The organism is Nocardia sp. NPDC003183 (assembly GCF_053590715.1).
Map to the genome: position 1 here is coordinate 122,366 of NZ_JBSFTG010000003.1, position 23,639 is coordinate 146,004.

The following is a 23,639-nucleotide window of genomic DNA, read 5'->3' on the forward strand; positions in this document are numbered from 1 at the left end:
CGAGTCTGGCGCGATCAGCGCGGGCGGGCATCGAGCACACAGTCCGGCGCGGCGGTGGGCACCGTCCGCAGCAGCGTGAAACCGCCGCGCGCGAGCAGCTCGCGGAACTGTGCCTCGGTGCGTTCGTGGCCGCCGTCGGTGTTGACCAGCATCTCCAGGTCGATGAATTTGCCCGGGTGCGGGCGCTGATGATCGGGCAGCACCAGTTCGATCACCAGCAGCCGGGCAGACGGATCCATCGCGGCGTGGATCGTGCGCAGGATCTGCTCGGCCTTGGCGTCGGACCAGTCGTGCAGGATGTGTTTGAGCAGGTAGACGTCCCCGCCTGCCGGGACCTCGTCGAAGAACGACCCTTCCCGCGCCGCGCAGCGCCCCGCCAGCCCGTGCGCCGCGAGTTCGTTGTCCAGGTTCGCGACCACGTCGGGCAGGTCGAACACGATGCCCTCGGCGTCCGGGTAGCGGTCGAGGACCTCCACCAGCAGGCTGCCACGCCCGCCGCCGACATCCACCAAGGTGCCGAACTGGCCGAAATCGTAAGCCGCCAGCAGCGGTTCGATGGACAGCGTGCTGATGCTGGTCATCGCGCGGTCGAACAGGTCGCCGATCTCGCGGTGCTTCGCGGCGTACTCGAAGAAGCTCGCACCGTCGAGAGCGGGGCCGACGGCTTCGCCGGTACGTACCGCGTCGGTCAGGTGGGTCCAGTGGTTGCGGTGAAACGGCGAACCGAAGAACAGGGACGTGTCGCGCAGCGTCACCTCGCCGTCGGAGCGCAGCGACTCACCCATCCTGGTGAGCCCATAGGAACCGTCGCGATGCTGGGCGAACACCCCAAAACTCACCAGCAGACGCATCAGCCTGCGCACGCCGTCCTCGTCGGCGCCCACCGCCGCGGCCAGCTCGGCCGCCCCGCGCCGCCCACGGGCCAGTTCGTCGGCGATACCCAGTTCGGCCGCGGCACTGATCGCCTGCGAGAGGAATCCGGCGATCTGTAGTTCCAGTAGCGCGATATGGCCGGGAACCAGTCGGCGATGCAGCGCCGAGAGCGCGTCGCGCACTCGCTCGACGGCTCGCAGAACCGGTGTGGGTGGTGGCTTCTTCAGTGCTGTGGACGTCATGAGACTCCATCGTCGGCCGGTTGACCTGCACGTACGCGACGAAGCTTACGGGAACCGCGCGCGTCGGGATACAGGAATCGGGGTCAGGTCGGAGTCGCCGGTGCGAACGACAGAACCGCGTCGGCTCCGCTGGTGCGCAGGGCGTGCGCGGCGACATGGCATTCTCGAGACGACCCAGGTCCGCTGAATCGAGCTCCCGACCCAACTACTGATCGCGCGCCCGCGAGATGTTGACAACAATAACGAGCTCGACAACCCCGGCGGAGAAAGGTGTTGAGGCTCAGCAACTTTCATTGCCGGACAACGTTGACCGCGAGTATTCGATAGCGCCGATCCGGAGTGACAACGACTGCGAATGACTGATGCCCGGTCGTTGGCTGCGCAGCGACCGGGTGGTGGCCGGTCGACGTGGCTACAGCGAAGCGGAGGCGCCTCGTGCCACGTCGACCCGGCAACCCGATCCGAGCACGCTCAGTCAGGCAGGTACCGGATCGGCACCGCGCGCTCGATACCGGCGAGCCTCGAGATCAGCCAGCGTGAACACCAACTGCGCGCGCTCGCCCAGCATTCCGGTCAGCAACAGGTCCAACAGCGCCCGATGCTGAGACCGCGCCGATCGCGCCATTTCGCACCGCCCAGGCCGGTACAGACCAGCCACCACCGGTTCTGTCCTCATGACCAGCCCGCGAGGCACCTCGCATGTCAACGTCACGTTTCGCCGATACCACCCGGATCTCAACGTCGTCGCCCCACAGACGCTATTCCGTCGATCAGGTCACGGATGACAACCGATCACCCGTTCGATCGCACCGACGACGAAACATGGTGCACCGCAAGTCGGCCCGGCGTCAGAAGCCGCGAAACACCCCGTCCGGGTCCACCGCTGATGCGAAGTCCTCGAAGTCCATGTTCGCAAGCGTGAGGTTGACTTCGGCCGGCCCTACTTCTCTTGGCAAGATCCGGAAAGTCGGCAGGCCTGCGGCGGGTTCACCGCCGCCGCTGTTGTCGACTGCCAGGATCGGGTGCTCTGGATCGCGGATGGTCTGTTCGTCGATGATGTAGATGTAGTACTGCGATGTGAGCAGCTTCTCGAGGTCGCCGGCCGTCACTTCCCGGAAGTCAGGGGTGTCGACAATGGTCAGCCCGTACTCGACGTCTTCGCTTTCATAGAACCGATTCACCGCGTCGAGTGTCTCGCGCCAGGCCGCATCGTCGTTGAAATCTGTTCGCAGCAGTAGTGATTCACCCTCGGGCAGCATTCGATTCACAGGGTTATCGTGCACGACGTTCGCGCCCGGGCCATCGTCGCAGCCCACCGTTGCCGACACAATCACCAGCGCCGTCAGCGCCGCGCGGATCACCCTCGTCATCGCACCCTTTCTCAGCCTTGCCCCATACTCGGTGCCTGCGCCGAAATACCGCCTCACAGTAGTTCGACAGGCCCGCTATTTGGATTCCAGCCGTCCCAGGGGGTGGGCGGGCGCGAGTACGGCCTGGGCGATAGTCCAGCCGCTGTGATCGATACCGGCGACGTGACGGAGGTAGGCGAGGGTGACCTGCTGTATCAGCGCGACCCGGTCGGGGTTCTCGTCGGTGGTCTCGCTGACGTGTTCGCCGGAAATACCGCCCAGGAAGTGCTGGCCGCCGAACACAGTGAGCAAGCTCTTGTTCGCCCGGCTCAGCGTGTAGGGATCGGTCGTCCAGGCCGGCCCGCGGGTGGACAGCGGGAGGTTGTCATCGTCCCCAGCGATCACCAGACCTGGGGCGTTGATGTGCGAGAAGTCCTGGTCGCGCAGCCACGGAAGATGTTCGCGAGCGAAGGCCGTGAGTTCTGTGCCGCCGCGTCCCGCGGTGGCGAGTTGGATACTGGCCGTGACTCGCCGGTCGGACAGGTCTTCCGCGATCCCGGTTTCCGGGTCGGTGACGCGCAAACCGACCAGGATTCCCGCGGTCTGCCCACCGAAGGAATGTCCCGCGGCGATGATCCGGTCGTGGTCGACTCGACCGCGCAAACCAGGCACCGATGCCGCCAATACGGAAAGTTCGTCGAGAATGCTCGTCATGTCCTGCACCCGGTGCCGCCACAGTCGCGGCTTGCGCGGATCCTCGGTTGCCAAGGCGATCCGCTTCGAGTCCAAATGCGTAGCCTGGATGACCACGAATCCGTGCGAGCTCCAATAGTCGACCAGCGGCCCGTAGGCGTCGAAGTTCGAGCCGAACCCGTGTGCGAAAAGCACGACCGGTAGGTTGTCGCCGGTGACCGGGGCGGAAACCCTCACTTGGAGGTCGTCAGCACAACCGGACCTGCGCACCCGGAGTGGTTTGACGGTGACGGTCGGCGCGGGCGCGGGGTCGGCCAGGCCGGTGGCGGGGTGAATGACCATGAGTGAAATATTCTTTCGGTTCGCTGCCAGGACTTTCGTCGCGGATGGGTACCTCGACTACGCTAGAAGTTGACGTCGATGTCAGAGGCAAGCGTTTGTGGCATGGATCATGTGAAGGGCCGGAATGCGTATTGGCGAATTGGCTCGCCGGACCGGGGTTTCAGCCCGGGCCCTGCGGTACTACGAACAGCAGAACCTGCTACATGCCGAGCGCAGTTCCAGCGGTCAGCGCCACTACGCCGACACCGCCGTGGATCAGGTACTGCTGATTCAGCAGCTGTATGCAGCGGGCCTGTCCAGCCGGACCATCGGCGAGCTCACGCCACATCTGATCAACGGCCGCGCCACACCTGCCCTACTCGGCCGCCTCGAGGTGGAGCGTGATCACTTGCGCCAGAGCATCATCGAGCTGGCGCGCACCGAACAACACCTGGACGCGGTCATCTCGGCAGTCTCGGCCAATGTGAGCACCGGAGCGGTATGCGTTCGAGAAACCCGCGCATAAGGGCGGAACGTAACTCACCGATCCCGCCAGCTGTCCAGACAAGCCGATCCGAATAGGTCGTCCGTCGGTGTGGGTGGCTTGGTCAGACCGTATGGCTGTCCACCACATCTTTTCTTACCAGGAGTTTGTCCATCGGATCATCATGACGAACAGATCGGCGGGATGGTGCGGTGGTCGTCGAGCGTGATGAGATCGCCGGTGCGGTGACGTTCTTGGCGCAGCAGGGTGTTGTCGTGGTGGAGCGCGGCGATCGTCGTGGCAACCGCGTCGAGGTGTGTTGAAGGGTTGTCGAACCTTGGATATTCGCCGCCATCACAGGGTTTCAGAACCGCCATCGGCCTCCTCACGCCCGGCGTAGAAGTGTTCGCGCCGCGCGCAGTTCGGGAATACCGATGACATGGGCGGCGAGCACAAACACCAGTACGGCAGCGATGGCACCGGCCGCGGTGGCCGCGAGTTGTTCGACTGCGCCCGCGCTGATCGAGGTGCGGGTCAGCGCGACGGCACCGAGTCCCGCCAGCCCGGCGAGAACGGTGGCCGCCGCGACCCGGGCGACGGTGGTTGCGACAGTGGAGAACCCGAGCAACCCATGTCTGCGCCGCAACAGGATATGACCGGCGACAGCGCCGGCGACGTAGGCCAACGAGCTCGCGACGCTGAGCATGACGATGACGGCTCGGTCTGCCAGCACCGTGGCGGCCAGGACGAGGATGCTGACCTTCGTGGTGACCATGACAAGGTTGAGCACGGCCGGGGTGCGAGTGTCGTTGTAGGCGTAGAACACCCGCATCTGCAGCATCACCAAAGCAAACGGCGCCAGCCCGAATGCGGAACAGGCGACTGCGGTGCCGATCAGGGTGGCGGCCTCGACATCGACACGGCCGGTGAACACCACCGTCGTGAACCCGGGGCCGAGAAGACTCATGGCCATCGTCATCGGAATCAGTGCCACCGACAGATACCGGGCACCGCGGGCGAGATCGGCCACGACCGCGGTCCGGTCGCCGAGGGCGGCCGCGCGAGAGATACGCGGCATCAGCACGGTCAGCACGGACGCGGCCAGAATGCCGTAGGGGACCTGGAACAGCAATTCGGCGTAGGTGTAGACCGATACACCGCCGTGGTCGAAGGCGATTCGCATCGTGATCGCGACGCCGATCTGGCTGATCACCGCGTAGACCAGCAGCCAGCCCATCACCGGCAGGCCGGACCGGACCGGGCGCCAGGTGTAGGGCAAAGGCCGCACCCGCCAGCTCCAGGTGAACCCGTCTCGGCGCAACGCCACTACGACCCAGACTGCCTGCCCGGCGATCCCGGCTGTGGTGCCGATACCGAGGGTCAGGATCTGCGCGGTGGTCATCGATGCCGGAGTGAGCGTGACCGGGCCGGGAAGGGCCACGAACACAGCACAGGTCGCCAGCAGGATCACATTGTTGACGACCGGCGCCCACGCTGCGGTAGCGAAGCTGTTACGGACGTTGAGTACCGCGCCCACGACGACGGCGATGCCGTAGAAGAAGATCTGCGGCAGTAGCAGATACGCCAACCAGGTCGCCAGGCGCCGCTGCTCGGCATCGGCGACGAACCCGCGAACGATCCACGGCGCACACGCCACCGCGACGGCCGTGACCACGGCCAGGGCGATCATGGTCGCGACCATCAGGCGCTGAGTGAACTCGCGTGAACGTTTACGGCCCCGACGACGGGCCCGGGTCAGCACCGGAATGACCGCACTGGCCAGCACGCTGCCCAGCAGCAACTCGTAGACCATGTTCGGCAGATTGTTGGCACCGTTGTAGGCGTCCCCGACCGCCGCGGTCCCCAGCACCGCCGCTACCACGAGCGTGCGCACGAACCCGGTCACGCGACTCACCACGCCGGCAACCGCGACATAGCCACCCGACCGCACCAACCCGGAAGACCCTGAGCCCCCGTGACCACGCACGCCTTTCAACGGCACCGGCGCGACAGCACGTGGAGTGCTGTACTGCACCGGCAACGGTTGGGTAGCGAAACTGCCATAGTCGTTCAACCTGCCCCCTCCGCTGAGAACCTCGTGATCACTCAGCCTACGGATGCTGATCCGACTTGCCCCGCCACTTCGGGACTGAGGTAGCGCCGGACGAGGAGCGGCGAGAGTCTTCCCGGCTCGACGCCGCGGGGCCACCGACTCCGGGCCAGACGTGTACTGACGCCTTCCCATCGGACAGGTACTTCATTCCTGAAGTACGAAACTGCCTCCGTATCAACATCATCGACCGGTTCCGGTTTATTCGCCTCCACGACGGTCAACCCTTTGCTCATGACCACCTCACGTAATCGGGTACCGAGTACGCCGAGCATGGATCTGACCAGCACCACCATCGTGTTGGCGACCAGCGTGTTCTTTCTGTTGGGCCTGGCCGCCTTGACCGGGTCGCCGACCGTCGCCTTCTTCTGCGCCGTCGGCCTGGGTGCGGCGATGACGATGTCCTCCAAAATGCTGGGCCTCAACAGCCTCTAGTTCACCTCCTCCCCGCCGTTGAGCATGTCGCAGACCAGGAGCTGATCCGCATGTCCACCACCGTCGCCCGCCCCACCTACGAACACGCCGAACCCTTGTTCGCGCACCTGGCACTGACCGACCCGCGCAGCCCTGAACACGATGCTCTGCGCGAGGAGATCATCGAGGTCTGCCTCCCGCTCGCCGAGCACATCGCTCGCAAATACGCCGGTCGCGGTGAAGTGTTCGAGGATCTGCTCCAGACCGCGCGGCTGGGCGTGGTCATGGCAGTCGACCGCTACGACGTGACCACTGGATCACCGTTCCTGGGTTTCGCGGTCCCCACCATCATGGGTGAAGTGCGCAGACACTTCCGCGACCACATCTGGCCGTTGCATGTGCCGCGTCGCGAAAAGGAGCTACAGGGCAAAGTCAGGGTGGCGACCGACGAGTTGACCCGTCGATTCCACCGCTCCCCCACCGCGCAAGAACTCGCGACCGAACTCGATGTTCCGGTTACCGACATCGCCCGTACTCTGGTGGCGGCCAACGCGTTCCAGACGCGCAGCCTCGACACCCCGGCACGTGATACCGACGGCGATCCCAGCATGACCATCGCCGACACCTTCGGCGATGAAGACCCTCGCTACCAACTGGCTGAAGACACGATCACCGTCGCGCCCTTGCTGGCACAACTGCCGCCGGAAGACCGCCAGCTGCTGATCTGGCGGTTCTACGACACACTCACCCAAGGTGAGATCGCCGAGCGCCTCGGTGTCTCTCAGATGAGCGTGTCTCGCAAGCTCACCAGACTGCTGGGTGATCTGCGTGCGCAGACCATCGACGACCGAGTCCCGCTCGCGGTCTGAACTCCCGGCGCGCCTGCGCCGTCTCTCCGCTTCGCAGCCACCTTCAGCTGTTCCTCAGATCGACGCCCGACCGAAGGCGGAGTCATCCAAAGGGGTCCGGCCGTCGAATTCCTGGGTGAAGGGCCGGTTTCCGTAGCGCTCACAACCTGCGACGGCCCTTCCGAGGAAGGCAACGCTCGGTCGCTGGCCGGATCGATCAGCGACCGAGCGTTCCGTTGGTCGCTGCCACTGCGGTGAACGACACGACCCCAAATATCAAGCGTCCAGCTTTCCCAGCGGATATTTTGCCCGTATGAGCCGTCCTGAAACTGCGCTATCGGCTACCCCGACCGGCCGCCGACGCCTGTCCTATCCGGTGTTCGCGCTGGTCGTGATCGCGTATCTGGCGATCATCCAGCTCGGTGGTCTGCTGATGACCGAGCTGACCGGCGAGGACGACTTCCTGTCCACGCGCGCGGTGTTCTACGGCATGATCATCCCGCTCGGTGTCGCCTTGGCGTTCACCTACGGTGTCATCGCCTACCTCGGCTGGATGCGGCCGGTCCTGCACGACGATCGCCCGACCCGGCCGTGGGTGCGGGTCGTGCCGATCGTGTTCCTCGTCGCGATCGTCTTCGGTATCAACTACAGCGCGCTGGGCGACAAGGGTCTGCTGTACACCCTGATGCTGCTGATCGCGACCCAGTTCGTCGGCTGGGGCGAGGAGGGCATGTTCCGCGGGATCGGTGTCGTGGTGCTGCGCGATCACGGCCTGACCGAGGGCAAGGTCGCGCTATGGTCGAGCATCGTGTTCGGCGCGGTGCATCTGACCAACGGCATCACCCACGGCGCGAGCGCGCTGCCGCAGGCGGTCATGGTCAGCCTGGCCGGCTACTTCTTCTACCTGACCCGGAGAGTGACGCGTGGCAACACCGCCAACTCGGTGCTGCACGGTTTATTCGACTTCACCCTGCTCACCGGCACGTCGATCCTGATCGATCAGACCTTCTATCTCGGCACCCTGCTACCGATCCTGCTCTACCCGGTGCTGGCGATCGTGCTGCTGGTGAAGCGGCGCAGTATCGAGCCCGCGCCGGGGACGAGCCCATGATCAAAATCCCTTCGCTCGCAGATCGCCGTCTCCGGGTGACTACAGCAATACCCGCGCGGTAAACAGCACGACATCCGATTCCTTGGGCAGGACACGGCCGTGGTCACCGTGCGCGGCGAATCCTGCAAAGGCGACCGCCCCAAGAAGCTGACCAAGGTGCAGACCCCCGGTACAGGCACACCTCGGCAGCGCCGAGCGGTTATCGAGTTTGCTCGAGTGCGGCGAGAATGGCTGCCGTTTCTTCGAAGAGGGAAAATCGGGCGATTCTGTGGTCATGCACTTCCAGGAGGGCGACCTCGTGACCGTGGATGATCGTCCTGGTTCCGCGGACTGTCCCTTCGAACCATGCGATCACGACGATTCGGTTGCCCGCCTGGAAGGTTCGCTCGATTGTCAGGTGGGTGTCGAGTCGAGTGTGCCGAAGTCCGAAGAACTCGAAGAAGCCGTCCGGACCGTCGTATTGTCCACGCCACGGCAACGACCTGACCGGGTAGTCCAACACGAACTCCGGTGCGATCAGCGCCCTGACCCGGTCCATGTCGTGTCGGGCCAGGGCCGAGTAGAACCCTTCGACCACGGCAATTTCGTTGGCGGACAACGGCCTTTCGACTCCTCGAATCATCGGCGGTGTGAAGCGCGTGGCATCACCGCACTTTTCGTTCACTGTCGGTCGACGATTCGGCCAGGTTGCGCAGTGCTGCGATATCTCGATCCAGGTTGCGTTGCAGCATGCGAGCCAGCAGCCACCCGAACGGCCGTTGTATACCGTGCGGAACGACGCGCAGCTCGAGGCGGACGCGGCATCGGTCTCGGCCCAGCGGGGTTACGGCGCGAGAGCCTTCGGCGTCGGCCCCGGTGAGCGTGCGCCAGGTGATGCGGGTGCCTGGTTCGACAGTGACGACTTCACCATTGTTGTGCCAGGTCCGGCCCGCGAACCGGAGTTGTTCGACGGTGCGAGCGCCGGGAGTGGCAGGCCCGGGCGGGGAGGCGGACATGGCGACGACGCCGGTGCGCCATGCCGTGTCGGTGGCGTAGTCGGCCAGTAGCGCCCACACGGTGGCGGCCGCCCGTTCGACTGTCGTTTCCGCAGCCAGGTCGAAGCCGGTCATCGTGTCTGCACCTGCCGTAGGGCGGCCAGCATGGCCGGGGTGTCGATATAGGCGTCGAAGCCGACGATCCGCCCCTGACGCAGGTGCCAGATGTGCACCTCGGGAAGGTCGAATTCGACGCCACCGGGGATGGTCGTCCCGACCGTGCGGCCGACCTGCACCACGTCCTCGCCTGCGGCGAACATGTGCTCGGAGATCACCTTGCTGTCGATGTGCGCGAGCAGCGTGGTGAAGAAGCCGACCGCGCCCACATGCCCGTGATGGCGGCCGCCCCAGGGCAAATCGGCGGCCTGGTCGATGTCGATGTCGGGGTCGAAAAGGCGTTCGATCATGCCGAAGTCGCGGCTGTCGAAGGCCCGGTAGACCTCCGCGATGATGTCGAGAGTGGGGTGTGACATAGGACTGTCCTCGCAGACGTAGCGGTGAGTGCTTGGCACGGACGCCGGTATGTGCCGGCTCGTCGCAACGATCGCGCGCAGGTGTTTCAATACCGCTACAACGACCGTCGAGACTCGCGCGCCGACGAAGCCGCCGAACATCGGCCTCTCAGTCTGCTGAGATGCCCTCGACCGAGTCACGGACCAGAGCGACCATGGCCGTCCAGCTCATCTGCCTGCCCAGCTGCTCGGCCGCGCGTTGTTCACCGGCGGGCAGCAGCCGTTCCATCCGATCCAGCACTACGGGGTGGGCGAATTGTGTGTAGCGCCGCGGATCAGCCCCGATCCGCTCGGAATGCTGAATCGCTGCCGCCCGCAGCCCGACAGCGGACTCGGGCGACGACAGCGCCATCAGCGTGTAGGCGGCAATGTAGACCGCACCCAGCGCGTCGGAAATATTCGATTGCTCGCCGAACGCGCGCAGCGCGCGGTCGATGGCGGTCAGGGCCGACGCGGCCGTGTCGGCGTCCGCGGCCGGAGTGAGCAACGAACAGGCGAGCACCACGTCGGCCATGCCTTGGCACCACAGGTGACCGCATTCGGCGCTGAGTTCCCGCGCCGAGGCCAACCAGCCGATCGCGTCGGCGAGATTGCCCTCCAGCAGTAGTGCGATGCCCTGCCCGAACTGTGCGCAGCCACGGATCCAGTCCGCTGTCGGGAGCCGGTCGACTTCGGCGATCAGCCGGTCGATCGCGCTCCGGGTCGAGGCCCGATCGCCGAGCGCGGTGAGCGCGAGCGCACGGAACATCAGCGCGTGCAGCCACAGGTCTCGGTCGGGCTCGGGGTCGGCGAGTAGTTCCATGGCTGCCTCCGCCCGCCCCAGCGCCTCGCGGGCGTCACCAGCATGGAACGACACAATCGACAAGGCCAGCAGTCCGCGCGCGCGATCCTCGGTGCCGGCGTCGGCGGCGGTGTCGAGCGCGGTCCGGATGACATCGCGGCCGTCGACCAGCACGCCGAGGACCGGCCATGCGAATTGCAGCGCCGCCGCGCTTCGGAGCGCGTGCACGGGATGGTGTGCGAGGTCGTAGTCGATTCCCGCGCGGATATTGGGCAGTTCGGCGGCGAGCGAACGGTAGGCCGCGCCGGCACGGTGCCCGGTCAGCAGCGCGGCCTGGTCGGCGACGAATCCGCGGGCCCAGGCGGCGTGTGCGGCGCGGGTGGCAGGTGGGTCAGGGTCGGTGTCGCGGCAGTAGCGGCGGATGGTCTCGAGCAGCCGATAGCGTGTCCCCCCGGAGGTGACGTCGGCGGCGATCACCGAGCGGTCGAGCAGCGATGCCAGGGTGGCGAGCACACCGGCGTCAGTTCCCACGGGTCGCACGGCTTCAGCACCCTGCCAGGTGAACCCGCCTTCGAACGGCCACAGCCGCAACAACATTGCGCGATCAGCGGGGGTGAGATGGTCGACGCTCCAGCCGATTGCGGCCTCCAGGCTCGCATGCCGCGACAGTGACCCGCGTGGCGTGGTTCCTAGCACGTCGAGCCGGTCGCGCAAGTGAGCGGCGATATCGTGCAGGCCGAACGCGCGTTCCCGGGCCGCCGCCAGCTCGATCGCCAGCGGCAACCCGTCCAGGCTCGTGCATATTGCGCGTCCGGTTTCCCGGTCGCTGTCAGTCGGTTGCCAGCCGGGCCGACCAGCGCGCACCCGCTCGATCAGCAGCTGCACCGCGGCACCGTCGCCGCCGGCTGCGCCGAACACGGGCAGGGGTTCGACGACCAGTACCTGTTCGCCGTCGATCCCGAGCGGCTGCCGGCTGGTCGCCAGAATCCGCAGGTCCGGAGAGGCGGCGAGCAGCAGCATGGTCACCTCGGCCACGGGCTCGATCAGATGCTCACAGTTGTCGAGTACCAACTGCCCCGGTCGCAGGGTCAGGGCACGCCGCACCGGGTCCAAGGGATCGCCGCTGATCCGGACCAGACCCAGCGCGGTCGCGATGGCGGTCACGACACTGTCACCGTGGTGGACATCGCCGAGCCGTACGATCCAGCGATCCGCCGAATCCGCTCCCCCGGCACAGTATTCGACGGCGAGTCTGGTCTTGCCGACTCCGGCCGGACCCACCAGGCTGACCATGCGCCGCTCGGCAAGCAATACGGACAGCAGGCTCAGTTCGCGATCACGACCCACAAACGACGACAACACGCGCCCGATCGGTCGCTGTGGCGTACGGAGCGAGGTCTCCGTGCGCATCTCGCGCGGTCGCGGGGATTCCACGAGCAACAGCCCGGGGTCGTGGTCGAGCATTCGCTGCTCGAGAGTGCGCAGCGCCGGCCCGGGATCCACTCCGAGCTCCTCGACGAGAAGTTCACGCACCCGCCGGATTTCGGCCAATGCCTGGGCCTGACGTCCGCTGCGGTAGAGGCCGAGTGCCAACAGTTCCCAGCGCCGCTCCCGAAACGGCGCCGCCGACACCGCCTCGCTCAGATCGGCCACCGCCATCGCGGTCTCACCACACGCCAATCGAGCCGCCTGCAGTTCCTCGACCGCTGTCGCACGCAGCTCCGTCAACCGGGCCCGCTCGGCGGGCAGGTCCGGCGCTTGATCCAACTCCGGCCACGGATCCCCTCGCCACAGCACGAGCGCATTCTCGAACAACCGCGCGGCCGACCCGGCGTCCCCAGCCGCGAGCACACGCACCCCATCGGTGATCATGTCGGCGAACCGGCCATGATCGGTCCATTCCGAATGCACCGTCAGCGCATAGCCGAACGCGCTGCGCTGCAGGCACTCTCGGGCCGACGGCCCCAACGCCGAACGCAGCCGCGAGGCAAGGACTCGCAGGGTCGCGGCCGCCTGCCGCGGACGATCCTCGCCCCACACCAGTTCGGTGAGCACACCGTCCGATACCGGGGTTCCCACCGTCAGTGACAGCGCTGCCAGGAATCGGCGCGGCACCGGGCCGCCCAGGTCGACGGGCCGGCCGTCCACCTCGACAGCGATCGGGCCCAGCACCCGAACGAACAGCACCAGCAGAGCCTAATCAGCAACGGCCTCGCCGACTCGGTGACAACGCCGTTCATCGCACTTTTATCGCCCCGCGAGACGACTGCCCAGCTTTCCTCGCGATCGCCTCGAGCCGCGACCTGCACGCCGAACTCGGCCGGGCATCGTATTGACGCGAGTGCGGTCCCCGTCGTAGTGCGCCAGGACGCGATGATCCATTGTGCGCCGCCACAGCACCGGCACCGATGCGACGACGATCATGGTGGCATAGCCCGCGGGCAGCTGCGGTGCCTCGGACGCGCTGCGCAGGGTCTGATACCGGCGCCCGGGATTGGTGTGATGATCGCTGTGCCGCTGCAGGTGGAACAGGAAGATGTTGGTGACAAGGCGGTCGGAGTTCCAGCTGTCGGCCGGCGAGCAGCGCGCCCAGCGACCGTTGGGCAATCGACTTCGCAGCAGGCCGTAGTGCTCGACATAGTTCACCGTCTCGAGCAGCCAGACGCCTATCACCGCCTGAACGACGAGATAGGGCAGGACACCGGACCCGAACGTCGCGACGAGCCCGCCGAACAGCACCACCGTCATCGCCCACGACTGCAGAATATTGTTGCGCGGGCACCACCACGAACGTTGCTGGCGTCGCAGCCGGTCCCGCTCCAGTTCGAGCGATGACCGGAACCCCCCGATCACGCTGCGGGGCAAGAATTTCCACAACGACTCACCGAACCGCGCGCTGGCCGGGTCCTGCGGCGTGGCGACCCGAGCATGGTGGCCCCGATTGTGCTCGACGTAGAAATGCCCGTACCCGGATTGCGCCAGCGCCGCCTTCGCCAGCCACCGCTCGAGCCGCTCGACCCGGTGACCGAGCTCGTGCGCGGCGTTGATACCGATCCCCGCCAAGAAACCGACTGTCACAGCCAATCCCAGCTTGTCGACGAATCGAAGTTGCGAATCGGTCCACAGGTAGCACGCGATCACCAGGGCAGCGACCTGTACCGGAAGGAACAGGTAGGTACACCACCGGTAGTAGCGGTTGGCACCGAGTTCTTCGTAATCCTCGTCGCTGGGATTGTGGCCGTCTTCACCGACAAGGCGATCCAGCACCGGAATCACGAACAGCACGACAATCGGTTCGATCCACCAGAAGATCGCCAGTCCGGTACGCATCACCAGCTGTGAGGGCAGCAACGCGCAAACCGGCGCCACCAATCCGAATGCCCAGAGATATCGCTTCGGATCCGCCGTCGGCACCAAGTACCGCTCGAGCAGGTGCCGCGGCCGCGGCACCCGCATCGACATCCTCATCGAAGATTTGGGGTCACGGCAGCCTCGCGCAGTTCGTCGGTGCGGGCTGACCCGCGAGCCTGTCGGTCATCCACCTCTGCGACCCCTCCAACGCCGCCGATGCGGGGATCATTTCCGGCTGCCCCGGCGCTGACAGGGCCAGATGCGCGGGCTCCGTCCGGATGACCGCCCCCGCCGCCACATCGGGCGGCGTGCTGTAGAAGTCGCCGACGGCTACCTCAGCGGTCGGCACCGACGATGCTACCGGCGCCGATACCAGCCCGGCGCCGACCGCGACGACCGCTCCTGACAGAGCTGCCGGTCGCCCGCATACCCGCCTCCTCAACACTGAACCTCCCCTGTGACGTGTCGCACTCCGCTGCTGACTGGGATAGACCGTACACACAGGGTTCAGCGCAGGAGATCCCAGGTATCTACATTGGCGATGAGCTGGTATTTCATCCCAAAAATCCTATTTCTGGATGAATACACCGAAGCACTCCGCATCCACGGCAGGCGCGCCATAGTTCGTAACTTATATAGCGTTGATCTATGAATCCTTCCTAGATGACAGCTGTCCTCGATAAGAGCGTGCCTCATGTCGACAGTTGGCCGGCCGGGCCGCAGCGCGCGCTCGGGCAGCCGATCACGCCGTCAAGCCAGGTGCCGCACGTGGATGCGCAGGGCGTTCGCGGCGAACTCCGCGGCCGCCGGGCTGCCGAAGGTCTGGTGGAAGTCGGGGTTGGTCTCGTAGAGGTCGGCCATGCCTCGCACCATCCGATCGCGACCACAGGCGATATCGTCACGTCAGCGCCATCCATCGGGTGCTCGCCACGGAAGGACAACCTGTGACCGAAACACCCACCCACGCCACCTCGACCCCGCCCGGACAGGGGACAGGTCGCGAGGTCGTGCGCCTTGCCGCGATCGTCGCGGCACTGGGCGTGGTGTTCGGCGATATCGGCACCAGCCCGATCTACACCCTGCAGACGGTGTTCAATCCGGCCGACCCGCACCCGGTGCCGGTGAGCCAGGACAACGTGTTCGGGATCGTCTCGCTGATCTTCTGGTCGGTCACGGTGATCGTGACGATCACCTATGTGACGCTCGCGATGCGCGCCGACAACGACGGCGAGGGCGGCATCATGGCGCTCATCACGCTGCTGCGGCGCTGGAGCGCGCCGGGCGGCAAGCGGACGGCGACTTTCCTTGCGGCACTGGGGATCTTCGGTGCTTCGTTGTTCTTCGGCGACTCGATGATCACCCCGGCGATCTCGGTGCTCTCGGCTGTCGAAGGATTGAAGATCGTCGAGCCGTCGCTCGAGGAGTTCATCATCCCGATCACCGCGGTGATCATCGTGGTCCTGTTCCTGGTGCAGCGCAAGGGAACCGCGGTCGTCGGGCGCGTATTCGGGCCGGTGATGATCGCGTGGTTCACCGCGATCGGGGTGGCCGGGATCGCGGGCATCAGCGACAACCCGGAAATCTTGAAGGCGATCTCACCGACCTACGCGCTGGGATTCCTGTTCGGCCACTTCCACATCGCGTTCTTCGCGCTTGCCGCCGTGGTCCTCGCGGTGACCGGCGCCGAAGCCCTCTACGCCGACATGGGTCACTTCGGGCGTCGCCCGATCGCCCGAGGCTGGCTGCTTCTGGTGTTCCCGGCATGCATGCTCAGCTACATGGGCCAGGGCGCGCTGATCCTGTCCGACCCGGCCAACATCACCAGCCCGTTCTTCCTGCTCGTCCCGGGCTGGGGTCGGCTCCCGATGGTGCTGCTGGCCACCGCCGCGACGGTGATCGCTGCTCAGGCCGTGATCACCGGCGCGTTCTCCGTCGCCTCCCAAGCCGCTCAGCTCGGCTACCTGCCGCGACTGCGGATCGTGCACACCTCCGAATCCACCATCGGTCAGATCTATGTCCCGTGGATCAACTGGCTGCTCATGGTTTCGGTGCTGACCTTGGTCTTCGCGTTCCGCAGCTCCCACGCCCTCGCCTACGCGTTCGGGATGGCGGTCACGGGCACCATCACCATCACCACGCTGCTGTTCTTCTATGTAGCCCGCGCCCGATGGCGTACCCCGTACTGGCTGCTCGCGCTCGGTGCGGTGCCGCTGCTCGGTATCGATCTGCTGTTCCTCGGTGCGAACCTCACCAAAATCGTGCACGGTGCGTGGCTACCGTTGCTGATCGGCGTCATCGCGTTCACGGTCATGACCACCTGGGAACGCGGTCGCGACATCGTCACCGCAGCGCGCGAACAGCGTGAAGGCCCACTGCAGGAATTCGTCGACGAACTCGGCGAAGGGCGACCGAGGATCTTCGAGGTTCCCGGCACGGCGATCTTCCTCAATCGGGGCAAGAAAACTACTCCGCTGGCGATGCGCGCCAATGTCGAGAACAACCACGTCCGCCACCAGCACGTCGCGATCGTGAGCATCGCCACCGACCCGGTGCCCCGTGTCCCGTTCGCGGAACGGCTCACCGTCGACCCACTCGGCCACGGCGACGACGGCATCATTCACGTCACCGCCCGCTACGGCTACGCCGAACGTCCCGATATCCCCGCGGCGTTGCGGCATCTCGATGCCACGGCGACAGAGGGAAGGCTCGACCTCGATCGCGCCTCCTACTTCGTCTCCAAGATCGAACTCCGCCGCGGTGACCAGCCGACCATGGCGACGTGGCGCAAACGACTGTTCATCGCGACCTCCCACATCACCGCCGACGCCGCCGACTACTTCGGCCTGCCCCGCGACCGCACCGTCATCATGGGCTCCCACATCGACGTCTGAATCTCTGATCATCGGCCGCGAGACGGACGCTTCACCGACCCGAATTCGGGACTGTCGGTGGCGTTAGAATCGAGGGGGGTGCGAGGAGCAGAACGATGAGTACCACCAGTGTGATTGTGATCATCGTCGTCGCGGTCGTTGTTGTTGTCGCGCTCGTGGCCGGCGCCTTGATGTTGATGCGTAAACAGCGTGCACACCAGCGGGCAGAGGCCGAGGATATCCGTGCCCGCGCGACGGAACAGGAGTTCGAGGTCGGTCAGCGAGAGGCGCGGGCCGACGAGATCGCCGCCCGCAGCCGCGCCGCCAAGGCCGAAGCCGAGGCCAAGTCCGCACAGGCCGAGCAGCTTGCCCAGCAGGCACATGTGCATCGCGATGATGCCGCGGATTCGCGAGCCGACCTGGACAAGGAATGGGAGCGCGCGGACAAGGTCGATCCGGACACGAAGTCGGGTCACGCATCCGAGTGATCTGGACCGGTCGGCCCCGCGCCGCCCCGATCGACCTTCGCCGGCAGCCACATATCGGGATCGGGATCGGTTGTGGTGCTTCACCTTCGGGGACGACGAACCCGCTGCCGGGTTCGAACGCGACAATGCCCTGCACACCGGGGTTCTTGATCGCGGTCTGCCGGTCGGGGCCGCCGCCCTGGGAAGTGAGTGAACAAGATCCCGTCGAACAGGGCGTCGATGTTGTCGGTGATCGCGGTGGCGTCGTAGTACTCCTCGTCGATCAGGGCCTGCCCACGCCCGTCATGCGTGAGCGCGGGCAGTGCGGGTCAGTTGTGGCTGCGGCCGGACAGGCGGCGCACGGCCTCGGGATCACGGTGGTCGAAGAACAGGGACTCTCCGGTGTCGAGGCCGGCGATCGCGGTCATCTCGGCGTCGGTGAGGGTGAAGTCGAGGCTGTCGAAGTTCTCGGCCATGCGTTCGGGGCGCACCGATTTCGGGATCGCGATGACGCCGCGTTCGGTGAGCCAGCGCAGCACCACCTGGCCCACGGACTTGCCGTGCGCGTCGGCGATCGCGGTCAGGGTCGGGTCGGTGAACAGGTTGTTGCGGCCCTCGGCGAACGGCCCCCACGACTGGATCTGCACACCGAGCTCGGCCATCTCGGTCTGGTATTCGGCGCGCTGGAAGAACGGGTGGGTCTCGATCTGATTCACCGCGGGGGTGATCTCGTTGTGCTCGATGAGGTCGACGAGCCGGTCGGGGTAGAAGTTGGCCACCCCGATCGCGCGGATCAGGCCCTGGCGGTACAGGTCGGTCATGGCGCGCCATTCGCCGTAGTAGTCGCCGAAGGGCTGGTGGATCAGATACAGGTCCAGATAGTCCAAGCCCAGGCGATTCAGCGAGTCCTCGAAGGAGCGTTTCGTCGCGTCCTCCGCAGACCCGTCACGCGAGTCCTGGATCCACAGTTTCGTGGTGACGAACAGATCCTCCCGCGCCACGCTGGACGCGGCGATCGCGGCGCCGACGGCTTCTTCGTTGCCGTAGCTGACAGCGGTGTCGAGCAGCCGGTAGCCGGTGGCGATCGCCTCGGTGACAACTTTTTCGGTATCGGCATCGGGGATCTGGAAGACCCCGAAACCCAGGATCGGCATCTCGACACCGTTGTTGAGGGTCACAGTCTGCACAGCAGTACTCCTTTCGATGGAGGAAACAGGGTCGAACAGCTGGATCAGCTGGGGTGCGCGGCAACAGTGCGGGTACGCGCGTGTTCGGCGGGACGGACGAGCACCACGACGGAGATCAGCGCCACCGCCAGCATTGCCGCCCCACCCGGGTAGGCGGCGCTGACACGCCCCGCCGGCCTGGCCGAACCCGAGCCCGACCGCGAGCGGGCAGGCCGGTGAGGATCGTGTCGGTCATGCACCCATTGCACGCCGACCCGACCATGGCTGGAAGTGACCGCTGTTCCGTGTACTGGCAGTCACTGCTTCCCGACCGACCTGCGGTTTACCGTGGACGTCATGAACAACCAGAGCGAGGTGCGTGAGTTCCTGCGGACCCGGCGAGCCCGCATCACCCCTGCTCGAGCCGGCCTACCCACCAGCACCGGGCATCGCCGCGTGCCCGGGCTGCGCCGGGAAGAAGTCGCCCTGCTGGCCGGGATCAGCGTCGACTACTACGCGCGCATGGAACGCGGCAACCTCACCGGCGTCTCCGACGAGATCGTCCACGCCCTTGCCCGGGCGCTGCAACTCGACGACGCCGAAACCCAGCACCTCCAAGACCTCACCCGCGCCGCCAAACCGGCCCCCGCCACCACCCGACGACCCAAACGCACCTCCGACCAAACCGTGCGTCCGACCCTGCAACGGTTCCTCGACCCCATCACCGGCACGCCCACCTGGGTCCGCAACCGGCGCATGGACTACATCGCCGGCAACGCCCTTGCTCGCGAACTGCTGTCCCCGCTGCTGACCGACCCCTCCAACGAAGCCAACAATGCCCGCTTCGTCTTCCTCAACCCCGCCGCCCGCCTGTACTATCCGGAATGGGAACGCGGCGCCGACGACATCGTGGCCACCCTGCGCACTTACGCCACGCAGAACCCCCTCGACAAAGGACTCACCGACCTCATCGGCGAACTCGTCACCCGCAGCGACGCCTTCCGCCACCGCTGGTCGGCCCACAACGTCCGCTTCCACCGCACCGGCATCAAACGAATCCATCACCCCGACGTCGGCGACCTCGAATTCGCCTACGAAGCAATGGAACTGCCCGACACCCCGGGCTGGACCATGTTCGGATTCACCACCGAACCCGGCTCCCCCACCGAAGAACGCGTGAAACTGCTCGGCAGCCTCGCCGCCACCAACACGAGCCAGGATTCGACGTAGTCACCGAAGTGGCCAGCTGGTCGATTACGAGTGGTGATCCTAGATCGCATCGAGACCGGCCTGTTCGGCGGCGACCTCGGCCCTAACCGCGACTCCGCAGGTGCGGCGCTCGAGAACGCTGGGGTCGTCCCGCGATGGCACGACCGGCGACAGCTCAGATCAGATCCAGTCGACTGAAATCGGTGCTGTACTTGCGGATGAGCGCGGCTGACATGTGGGGAATGTCGATTTCGGCGGACTGAACGGCGGCACGGAAGCGGTCGGTGGGGAATTCGGGGCGGACGAGGGTTTCGCGAGTGTTGCCGAACGCCTGGAGCAGCGGCAGCAGTGAGTGTCGTCGCCGGCTCTCCGGCATGGCGCGGACAGCGGTTTCGAAGCGGGTGAACCACTCGTCGTAGTCATCGATTCGCGCGATGGGGTGACCGGCATCGATGAGCCAGTCGACGACCACGTCGAGTGAGACGCTGCGCGGATCGAGGACGTTGTAGGTGCGATAGCCCGTCACGGTGTGCTCACTGAGTGCGGCGATGGCCGCGGCGGTGAAGTCGACGGGAAGGCCACCGTGGTGGGTGCGTCCTGCGTCTTCGGTCGGATAGAACGATCGCGGCGCGATACCGGTGAAGATCAGGCTGAGCAGCAGGCGGGTGAAGACATCGGGCACGTTCAGCTGCCCCGAGTATCTGCTGTGCGCGAGGATCATGTCCGACCGGAACACCGAAACCGGCAGACCGCACCGTTCGTGTGCCGCACGCAGGAGCACCTCGCTCGCCCATTTGCTCGTCGAGTAGCCGTTGGCGTAGGTCCCGTCGAGTTCGCGAACCGGGCTGGCGAGCCGGATATCGGCGTCCTCGTCGGCGGACACTGTTCCCGTGGCGACCACCCCCATGGTCGAGACGTGGCTGACTCGTTTGATCCGCGCGGTGAGTGCCATCCGGATCAGCTCGGCGGTGCCGATGACGTTGGGGCCGAACAGCTCCGGATACGGCAGAACGTGGTTGACCAGTGCGGCCGGGTGGACGATCGAGTCGACGGTGCCGGCCAGCCGGTGCCATGTCGGCTCGTCCAGGCCGAGGCCGGGTGCGCTGACATCGCCCGCGAGGACCTCGAGACGGCCTGCGGCCAGATCGTTGAAGCGGCGGACCAGGTCGGGGTCGCCCCGATCGAAGGCCGCAGCGAGCCGCAGGCGTGCGGTGGCGGCCGTTTCGCCACGGACCAGACAGATCACTGTGCCGCTCGTGCGCGTCAGCAACTCCAGGCACAAGAACCGGCCCAGGTAGCCGTTCGCGCCGGTGAGCAGCACGGTGTTCGTCGCGCCGCTCGGTGGCGGTAGGGCCCGTGCCGCGTCGAGGGTCGCGGTGTCGATGAACTTGTCCAATGTGAGGTCACTGGCCCGGACTCGGGTGCTGCCGGTGCCGTGCACTGCCGCGAACGTCGGCTGTCGCGGCCCGCCGGCCACAACCGTCTCGATGTGTCGCGCCAGTTGTCGAAGGTTGTTCGCGGGGTTGAGGACGACGCTCACCGGCACCTCGATATCGAAGATCTCCCCGAGCAGGCCGGCCAAGGACAGCGCCGACAGGGAGTCGCCGCCCAGGTCGGTGAAACGCTCCTCGCCGAGCAATTCGCCGCTCTCACCACCCAGCAACGCCTGAGCGGCCCGCAGGACGGCGTCGGCCACCGGCTGGTTCCGGCCGCCGCGACGCAGTGCGCTCAGCTCACCGGTCTCCCGTTCCGCCAGCTCGGTGTACATCTGCTCCAGGCGCTCGCCGTAGTGGTCTTTCATCTTGGGGCGCAATGGTTTACGGACGTCGGAGAGCAGGCCGTTCGCCGTGCTGAACGGCTCGGTCTCGATCAGGAAGTCGCGCGGGATCTCGTAGCGCGGCAGGTCCGCGTTCTTCGCCACTTCCCGCAACGATTCGCCGATCAGCGGTTTCAGGTCCGCTACGGCCGCGCCGACGCGGTCGAGCGCCGCCGAGGTCGGCACCACGACCGCGAGCGGATAGGCGCGCTCGCTGTTGCCGTACACGAAGATCTGCCCGACCAGCGGGCTGGTGACGAACAGCGCCTCCAACCGGGCGATGGCCACGAACTCGCCGTTGGACAGCTTGAGCACGTTCGTGCGGCGATCGAGGTAGACCAGCTCGTCCGGCCCGATCTCGGCCATGATGTCGCCGGTCCTGTAATAGCCGTCGCGGTCGAAGATCTCCGCGGTGGCCTCCGGACGCTTGTAGTACCCGGGAATGATGGCATCGGTCTTGACCAGCAACTCCCCGCGCGGATACGGCGAGTCGGTACGCGAATAGCCCAGTTCGGGCACGTCGACCAGCTTGTAGTCGCGCACCGGCGGTCGGCACACCTTCCCGTTGACCATGATTCGACCCGCTTCGGTCGAGCCGAAGCCGTCCTGCAGCGGAAGGTCGAGACAGGATTCGACGAAGGCGGCCATCTCCGGCGACATCGGCGCCGACCCGGTGCCGGCCCACACCACGCGGCCGCCGAGGAACCGTTCACGTAGTTCCTCGCGCACCCGCGCCGCGGCCGCGACACGGTCGCCGCTCGCGTATCGGTCCAGTTCGCTGTGGTACCGCTGGAACAGCATGTCGCAGACGCGCGGAACCAGCCGCAGTGTCGTCGGCTGGACCAGGGCGATGTCCTCGAACAGCGTGGACAGGTCGCTCGTCGCTGTGAAGTATCCAATGCCACCTGCCGCGAGGGTGCCGGAGAACGCGGCCCGTCCCGACACGTGACTCATGGGCAGGCAGTGCACGCCGATAATCGGCAGTTCATCTGTCCCCGGCCAGAACCCGCGCCACGCCGGAACGACCATGCGGTCGGTGTACATGGCGCCCTTGGGTACCCCGGTGCTGCCCGATGTGTAGATGAGCATGGCCAGTCGGTCACTCGCCGGATCGGCCTCGAACAGTGGTATCGGCGGCAGGGTCGCTCCGCGCGCGAGCACGTCGGCCAGTGTGTCGAGCGCGATCGGGCTGTCGGCCAGGCGTCGGCACGCTGCCTCGACCAGCTCGCGGTGCTCATCGACGGCCGCCTGATAGTCGAAGACCAGCAGGCGTCGCACCGACGTGCTCGCCAGTGCGCACTCGACGGCAGTGGTCAGCTGTTCGAGGCTGGTGGCCAGCACGCGTGGCCCGGTCTCGGCGATGAGAGGCGTCAGCTGGTCAGCGGCGGCGCCGGCCGGTAACGGCACCGACACCGCGCCGAGCCGGACACAGCCCAGCTCGATGGTGGTGTAGTCGGTACTGGTGAAACCGACGACGGCGACGAACTCGCCCGCGCGCAACGGCGACCCGGGATGGTGGTGCCATTCGGTTGCCACAGCGCCCGCCCGCGACCACAGTTCGCCATAGCTGATGGTCTCGAAGGACGGCAGCAGGCGAAGCGTCGTACGGCCGGTCGCCGGATCGATGCTCGTCTCCCGCGCGCGTTCTCCAACGGCGGGCCGATCCGCGTAGCCCTCCATGATCGTGGCCACGATCCGCCCCAGCGACAGCCCCGGCTTCCGGATCGCCGCGGTGACTGCGGCATTCGGCACGGTATCGCGGAACTGTCGGTCGGCGGCGTGTAACTCGGCGATACGGCGTGCGCGCCGAGCGTCGAGATCGCTGGTCTCCGAGCGCGAAACCGTCACCACTGCCAGCCTCCGTAAGCAATTTCCGTGTTCGCACACGCGACCCCGGGATTGGGACTATACGGCGATCAACTGATGCACATTCGGTGGTGAAAGTCGATAAATCGCTTTCCTATCGACCGATTCGTTTACGCGACCGG

At 66.1% G+C, this 23,639-nt stretch carries 21 protein-coding genes; 7 read left to right on the forward strand and 14 right to left on the reverse strand.

Annotation, left to right across the window (positions count from 1 at the left end; translation table 11 throughout):
- Positions 1–14 precede the first annotated feature (14 nt).
- The 3 genes from ACWDXS_RS12445 to ACWDXS_RS12455 all read right to left on the reverse strand — a co-directional run bounded on the left by ACWDXS_RS12445 (position 15) and on the right by ACWDXS_RS12455 (position 3,499).
- Positions 15–1,115, reverse strand: coding sequence for a methyltransferase (locus tag ACWDXS_RS12445; protein ID WP_449965070.1), 1,101 nt, complete (start codon positions 1,113–1,115; stop codon positions 15–17).
- A gap of 848 nt (positions 1,116–1,963) precedes the next feature.
- Positions 1,964–2,485: a DUF6924 domain-containing protein gene (locus tag ACWDXS_RS12450; protein WP_449965074.1), complete on the reverse strand. Its 522-nt coding sequence runs from the start codon at positions 2,483–2,485 to the stop codon at positions 1,964–1,966.
- Between the two features lie 75 nt (positions 2,486–2,560).
- Positions 2,561–3,499 (reverse strand): alpha/beta hydrolase family protein, encoded by a 939-nt coding sequence (locus ACWDXS_RS12455; RefSeq protein WP_449965077.1) that lies wholly within the window; start codon positions 3,497–3,499, stop codon positions 2,561–2,563.
- 124 nt (positions 3,500–3,623) lie between these two features.
- Here ACWDXS_RS12455 and ACWDXS_RS12460 point away from each other — a divergent pair, with 124 nt between their 5' ends.
- Positions 3,624–4,004, forward strand: coding sequence for a MerR family transcriptional regulator (locus ACWDXS_RS12460; protein ID WP_449965080.1), 381 nt, complete (start codon positions 3,624–3,626; stop codon positions 4,002–4,004).
- A gap of 140 nt (positions 4,005–4,144) precedes the next feature.
- On the opposite strand, the gene ACWDXS_RS12465 is transcribed toward ACWDXS_RS12460, so the two are convergent.
- Both ACWDXS_RS12465 and murJ read right to left on the reverse strand, forming a co-directional pair.
- The gene (locus ACWDXS_RS12465) at positions 4,145–4,339 is read right to left on the reverse strand and encodes a hypothetical protein (protein WP_449965084.1); all 195 of its coding nucleotides are present in this window, start codon (positions 4,337–4,339) and stop codon (positions 4,145–4,147) included.
- Positions 4,340–4,347: 8 nt separating this feature from the next.
- Complete coding sequence (gene murJ / locus ACWDXS_RS12470) at positions 4,348–5,964, reverse strand: murein biosynthesis integral membrane protein MurJ (protein WP_449966206.1); 1,617 nt, start codon at positions 5,962–5,964, stop codon at positions 4,348–4,350.
- Between the two features lie 342 nt (positions 5,965–6,306).
- Here murJ and ACWDXS_RS12475 point away from each other — a divergent pair, with 342 nt between their 5' ends.
- The 3 genes from ACWDXS_RS12475 (at position 6,307) to ACWDXS_RS12485 (ending at position 8,445) form a co-directional block, all read left to right on the forward strand.
- A complete protein-coding gene (locus ACWDXS_RS12475) occupies positions 6,307–6,507 on the forward strand; it encodes a hypothetical protein (protein ID WP_378987485.1) in 201 nt (66 codons plus the stop codon).
- 50 nt (positions 6,508–6,557) lie between these two features.
- Positions 6,558–7,355 carry a SigB/SigF/SigG family RNA polymerase sigma factor gene (locus tag ACWDXS_RS12480; protein ID WP_449965087.1) on the forward strand — a complete coding sequence of 266 codons (798 nt, stop codon included), beginning with the start codon at positions 6,558–6,560 and terminating at the stop codon, positions 7,353–7,355.
- Positions 7,356–7,647: 292 nt separating this feature from the next.
- The gene (locus tag ACWDXS_RS12485; RefSeq protein ID WP_449965090.1) at positions 7,648–8,445 is read left to right on the forward strand and encodes a CPBP family intramembrane glutamic endopeptidase; all 798 of its coding nucleotides are present in this window, start codon (positions 7,648–7,650) and stop codon (positions 8,443–8,445) included.
- Between the two features lie 39 nt (positions 8,446–8,484).
- Here ACWDXS_RS12485 and ACWDXS_RS12490 read toward each other — a convergent pair whose 3' ends face one another.
- From ACWDXS_RS12490 to ACWDXS_RS12520, 7 genes are all read right to left on the reverse strand, one after another.
- Positions 8,485–8,721, reverse strand: coding sequence for a hypothetical protein (locus ACWDXS_RS12490; protein ID WP_449966261.1), 237 nt, complete (start codon positions 8,719–8,721; stop codon positions 8,485–8,487).
- Entirely contained in the window at positions 8,645–9,067 is a 423-nt protein-coding gene (locus ACWDXS_RS12495) for a nuclear transport factor 2 family protein (protein ID WP_449965093.1), read from the reverse strand. The genes ACWDXS_RS12490 and ACWDXS_RS12495 overlap by 77 nt, the downstream gene beginning before the upstream one ends.
- Positions 9,068–9,089: 22 nt before the next feature.
- Positions 9,090–9,554, reverse strand: coding sequence for an SRPBCC family protein (locus ACWDXS_RS12500; protein ID WP_449965096.1), 465 nt, complete (start codon positions 9,552–9,554; stop codon positions 9,090–9,092).
- Complete coding sequence (locus tag ACWDXS_RS12505; RefSeq protein ID WP_449965099.1) at positions 9,551–9,952, reverse strand: nuclear transport factor 2 family protein; 402 nt, start codon at positions 9,950–9,952, stop codon at positions 9,551–9,553. The genes ACWDXS_RS12500 and ACWDXS_RS12505 overlap by 4 nt, the downstream gene beginning before the upstream one ends.
- Before the next feature lie 148 nt (positions 9,953–10,100).
- Positions 10,101–12,959 carry a BTAD domain-containing putative transcriptional regulator gene (locus ACWDXS_RS12510; RefSeq protein WP_449965101.1) on the reverse strand — a complete coding sequence of 953 codons (2,859 nt, stop codon included), beginning with the start codon at positions 12,957–12,959 and terminating at the stop codon, positions 10,101–10,103.
- Between the two features lie 60 nt (positions 12,960–13,019).
- On the reverse strand, positions 13,020–14,228 hold the full coding sequence (locus ACWDXS_RS12515; RefSeq protein WP_449965104.1) for an alkane 1-monooxygenase: 1,209 nt from the start codon (positions 14,226–14,228) through the stop codon (positions 13,020–13,022).
- 25 nt (positions 14,229–14,253) lie between these two features.
- A complete protein-coding gene (locus ACWDXS_RS12520) occupies positions 14,254–14,472 on the reverse strand; it encodes a hypothetical protein (protein WP_449965107.1) in 219 nt (72 codons plus the stop codon).
- Positions 14,473–15,067: 595 nt separating this feature from the next.
- On the opposite strand from ACWDXS_RS12520, the gene ACWDXS_RS12525 reads away from it, so the two are divergent.
- Positions 15,068–17,014 carry a potassium transporter Kup gene (locus ACWDXS_RS12525; RefSeq protein ID WP_449965110.1) on the forward strand — a complete coding sequence of 649 codons (1,947 nt, stop codon included), beginning with the start codon at positions 15,068–15,070 and terminating at the stop codon, positions 17,012–17,014.
- 95 nt (positions 17,015–17,109) lie between these two features.
- Entirely contained in the window at positions 17,110–17,481 is a 372-nt protein-coding gene (locus ACWDXS_RS12530) for a hypothetical protein (RefSeq protein WP_378987514.1), read from the forward strand.
- A 308-nt stretch (positions 17,482–17,789) separates the two neighbouring features.
- Here ACWDXS_RS12530 and ACWDXS_RS12535 read toward each other — a convergent pair whose 3' ends face one another.
- On the reverse strand, positions 17,790–18,647 hold the full coding sequence (locus ACWDXS_RS12535) for an aldo/keto reductase (protein ID WP_449965113.1): 858 nt from the start codon (positions 18,645–18,647) through the stop codon (positions 17,790–17,792).
- 336 nt (positions 18,648–18,983) lie between these two features.
- Here ACWDXS_RS12535 and ACWDXS_RS12540 point away from each other — a divergent pair, with 336 nt between their 5' ends.
- The gene (locus ACWDXS_RS12540; RefSeq protein WP_449965117.1) at positions 18,984–19,856 is read left to right on the forward strand and encodes a helix-turn-helix transcriptional regulator; all 873 of its coding nucleotides are present in this window, start codon (positions 18,984–18,986) and stop codon (positions 19,854–19,856) included.
- Positions 19,857–20,010: 154 nt separating this feature from the next.
- Here the strand turns inward: ACWDXS_RS12540 and car are convergent, their stop codons facing one another.
- Positions 20,011–23,499 (reverse strand): carboxylic acid reductase, encoded by a 3,489-nt coding sequence (gene car, locus ACWDXS_RS12545; RefSeq protein ID WP_449965120.1) that lies wholly within the window; start codon positions 23,497–23,499, stop codon positions 20,011–20,013.
- Positions 23,500–23,639 lie beyond the last annotated feature (140 nt).

Excerpts from the sequence above, each read along its gene's own strand:
- ACWDXS_RS12480 (WP_449965087.1), top strand. The coding sequence starts at position 6,558 with ATGTCCACCACCGTCGCCCGCCCCACCTACGAACACGCCGAACCCTTG.
- ACWDXS_RS12465 (WP_449965084.1), bottom strand. The coding sequence starts at position 4,339 with ATGGCGGTTCTGAAACCCTGTGATGGCGGCGAATATCCAAGGTTCGAC.
- ACWDXS_RS12460 (WP_449965080.1), top strand. The coding sequence starts at position 3,624 with ATGCGTATTGGCGAATTGGCTCGCCGGACCGGGGTTTCAGCCCGGGCC.
- ACWDXS_RS12495 (WP_449965093.1), bottom strand. The coding sequence starts at position 9,067 with ATGATTCGAGGAGTCGAAAGGCCGTTGTCCGCCAACGAAATTGCCGTG.
- ACWDXS_RS12490 (WP_449966261.1), bottom strand. The coding sequence starts at position 8,721 with ATGACCACAGAATCGCCCGATTTTCCCTCTTCGAAGAAACGGCAGCCA.
- ACWDXS_RS12475 (WP_378987485.1), top strand. The coding sequence starts at position 6,307 with ATGACCACCTCACGTAATCGGGTACCGAGTACGCCGAGCATGGATCTG.
- ACWDXS_RS12500 (WP_449965096.1), bottom strand. The coding sequence starts at position 9,554 with ATGACCGGCTTCGACCTGGCTGCGGAAACGACAGTCGAACGGGCGGCC.
- ACWDXS_RS12445 (WP_449965070.1), bottom strand. The coding sequence starts at position 1,115 with ATGACGTCCACAGCACTGAAGAAGCCACCACCCACACCGGTTCTGCGA.
- ACWDXS_RS12505 (WP_449965099.1), bottom strand. The coding sequence starts at position 9,952 with ATGTCACACCCCACTCTCGACATCATCGCGGAGGTCTACCGGGCCTTC.
- ACWDXS_RS12540 (WP_449965117.1), top strand. The coding sequence starts at position 18,984 with ATGAACAACCAGAGCGAGGTGCGTGAGTTCCTGCGGACCCGGCGAGCC.
- ACWDXS_RS12455 (WP_449965077.1), bottom strand. The coding sequence starts at position 3,499 with ATGGTCATTCACCCCGCCACCGGCCTGGCCGACCCCGCGCCCGCGCCG.
- ACWDXS_RS12485 (WP_449965090.1), top strand. The coding sequence starts at position 7,648 with ATGAGCCGTCCTGAAACTGCGCTATCGGCTACCCCGACCGGCCGCCGA.
- ACWDXS_RS12530 (WP_378987514.1), top strand. The coding sequence starts at position 17,110 with ATGAGTACCACCAGTGTGATTGTGATCATCGTCGTCGCGGTCGTTGTT.
- ACWDXS_RS12450 (WP_449965074.1), bottom strand. The coding sequence starts at position 2,485 with ATGACGAGGGTGATCCGCGCGGCGCTGACGGCGCTGGTGATTGTGTCG.
- ACWDXS_RS12515 (WP_449965104.1), bottom strand. The coding sequence starts at position 14,228 with ATGCGGGTGCCGCGGCCGCGGCACCTGCTCGAGCGGTACTTGGTGCCG.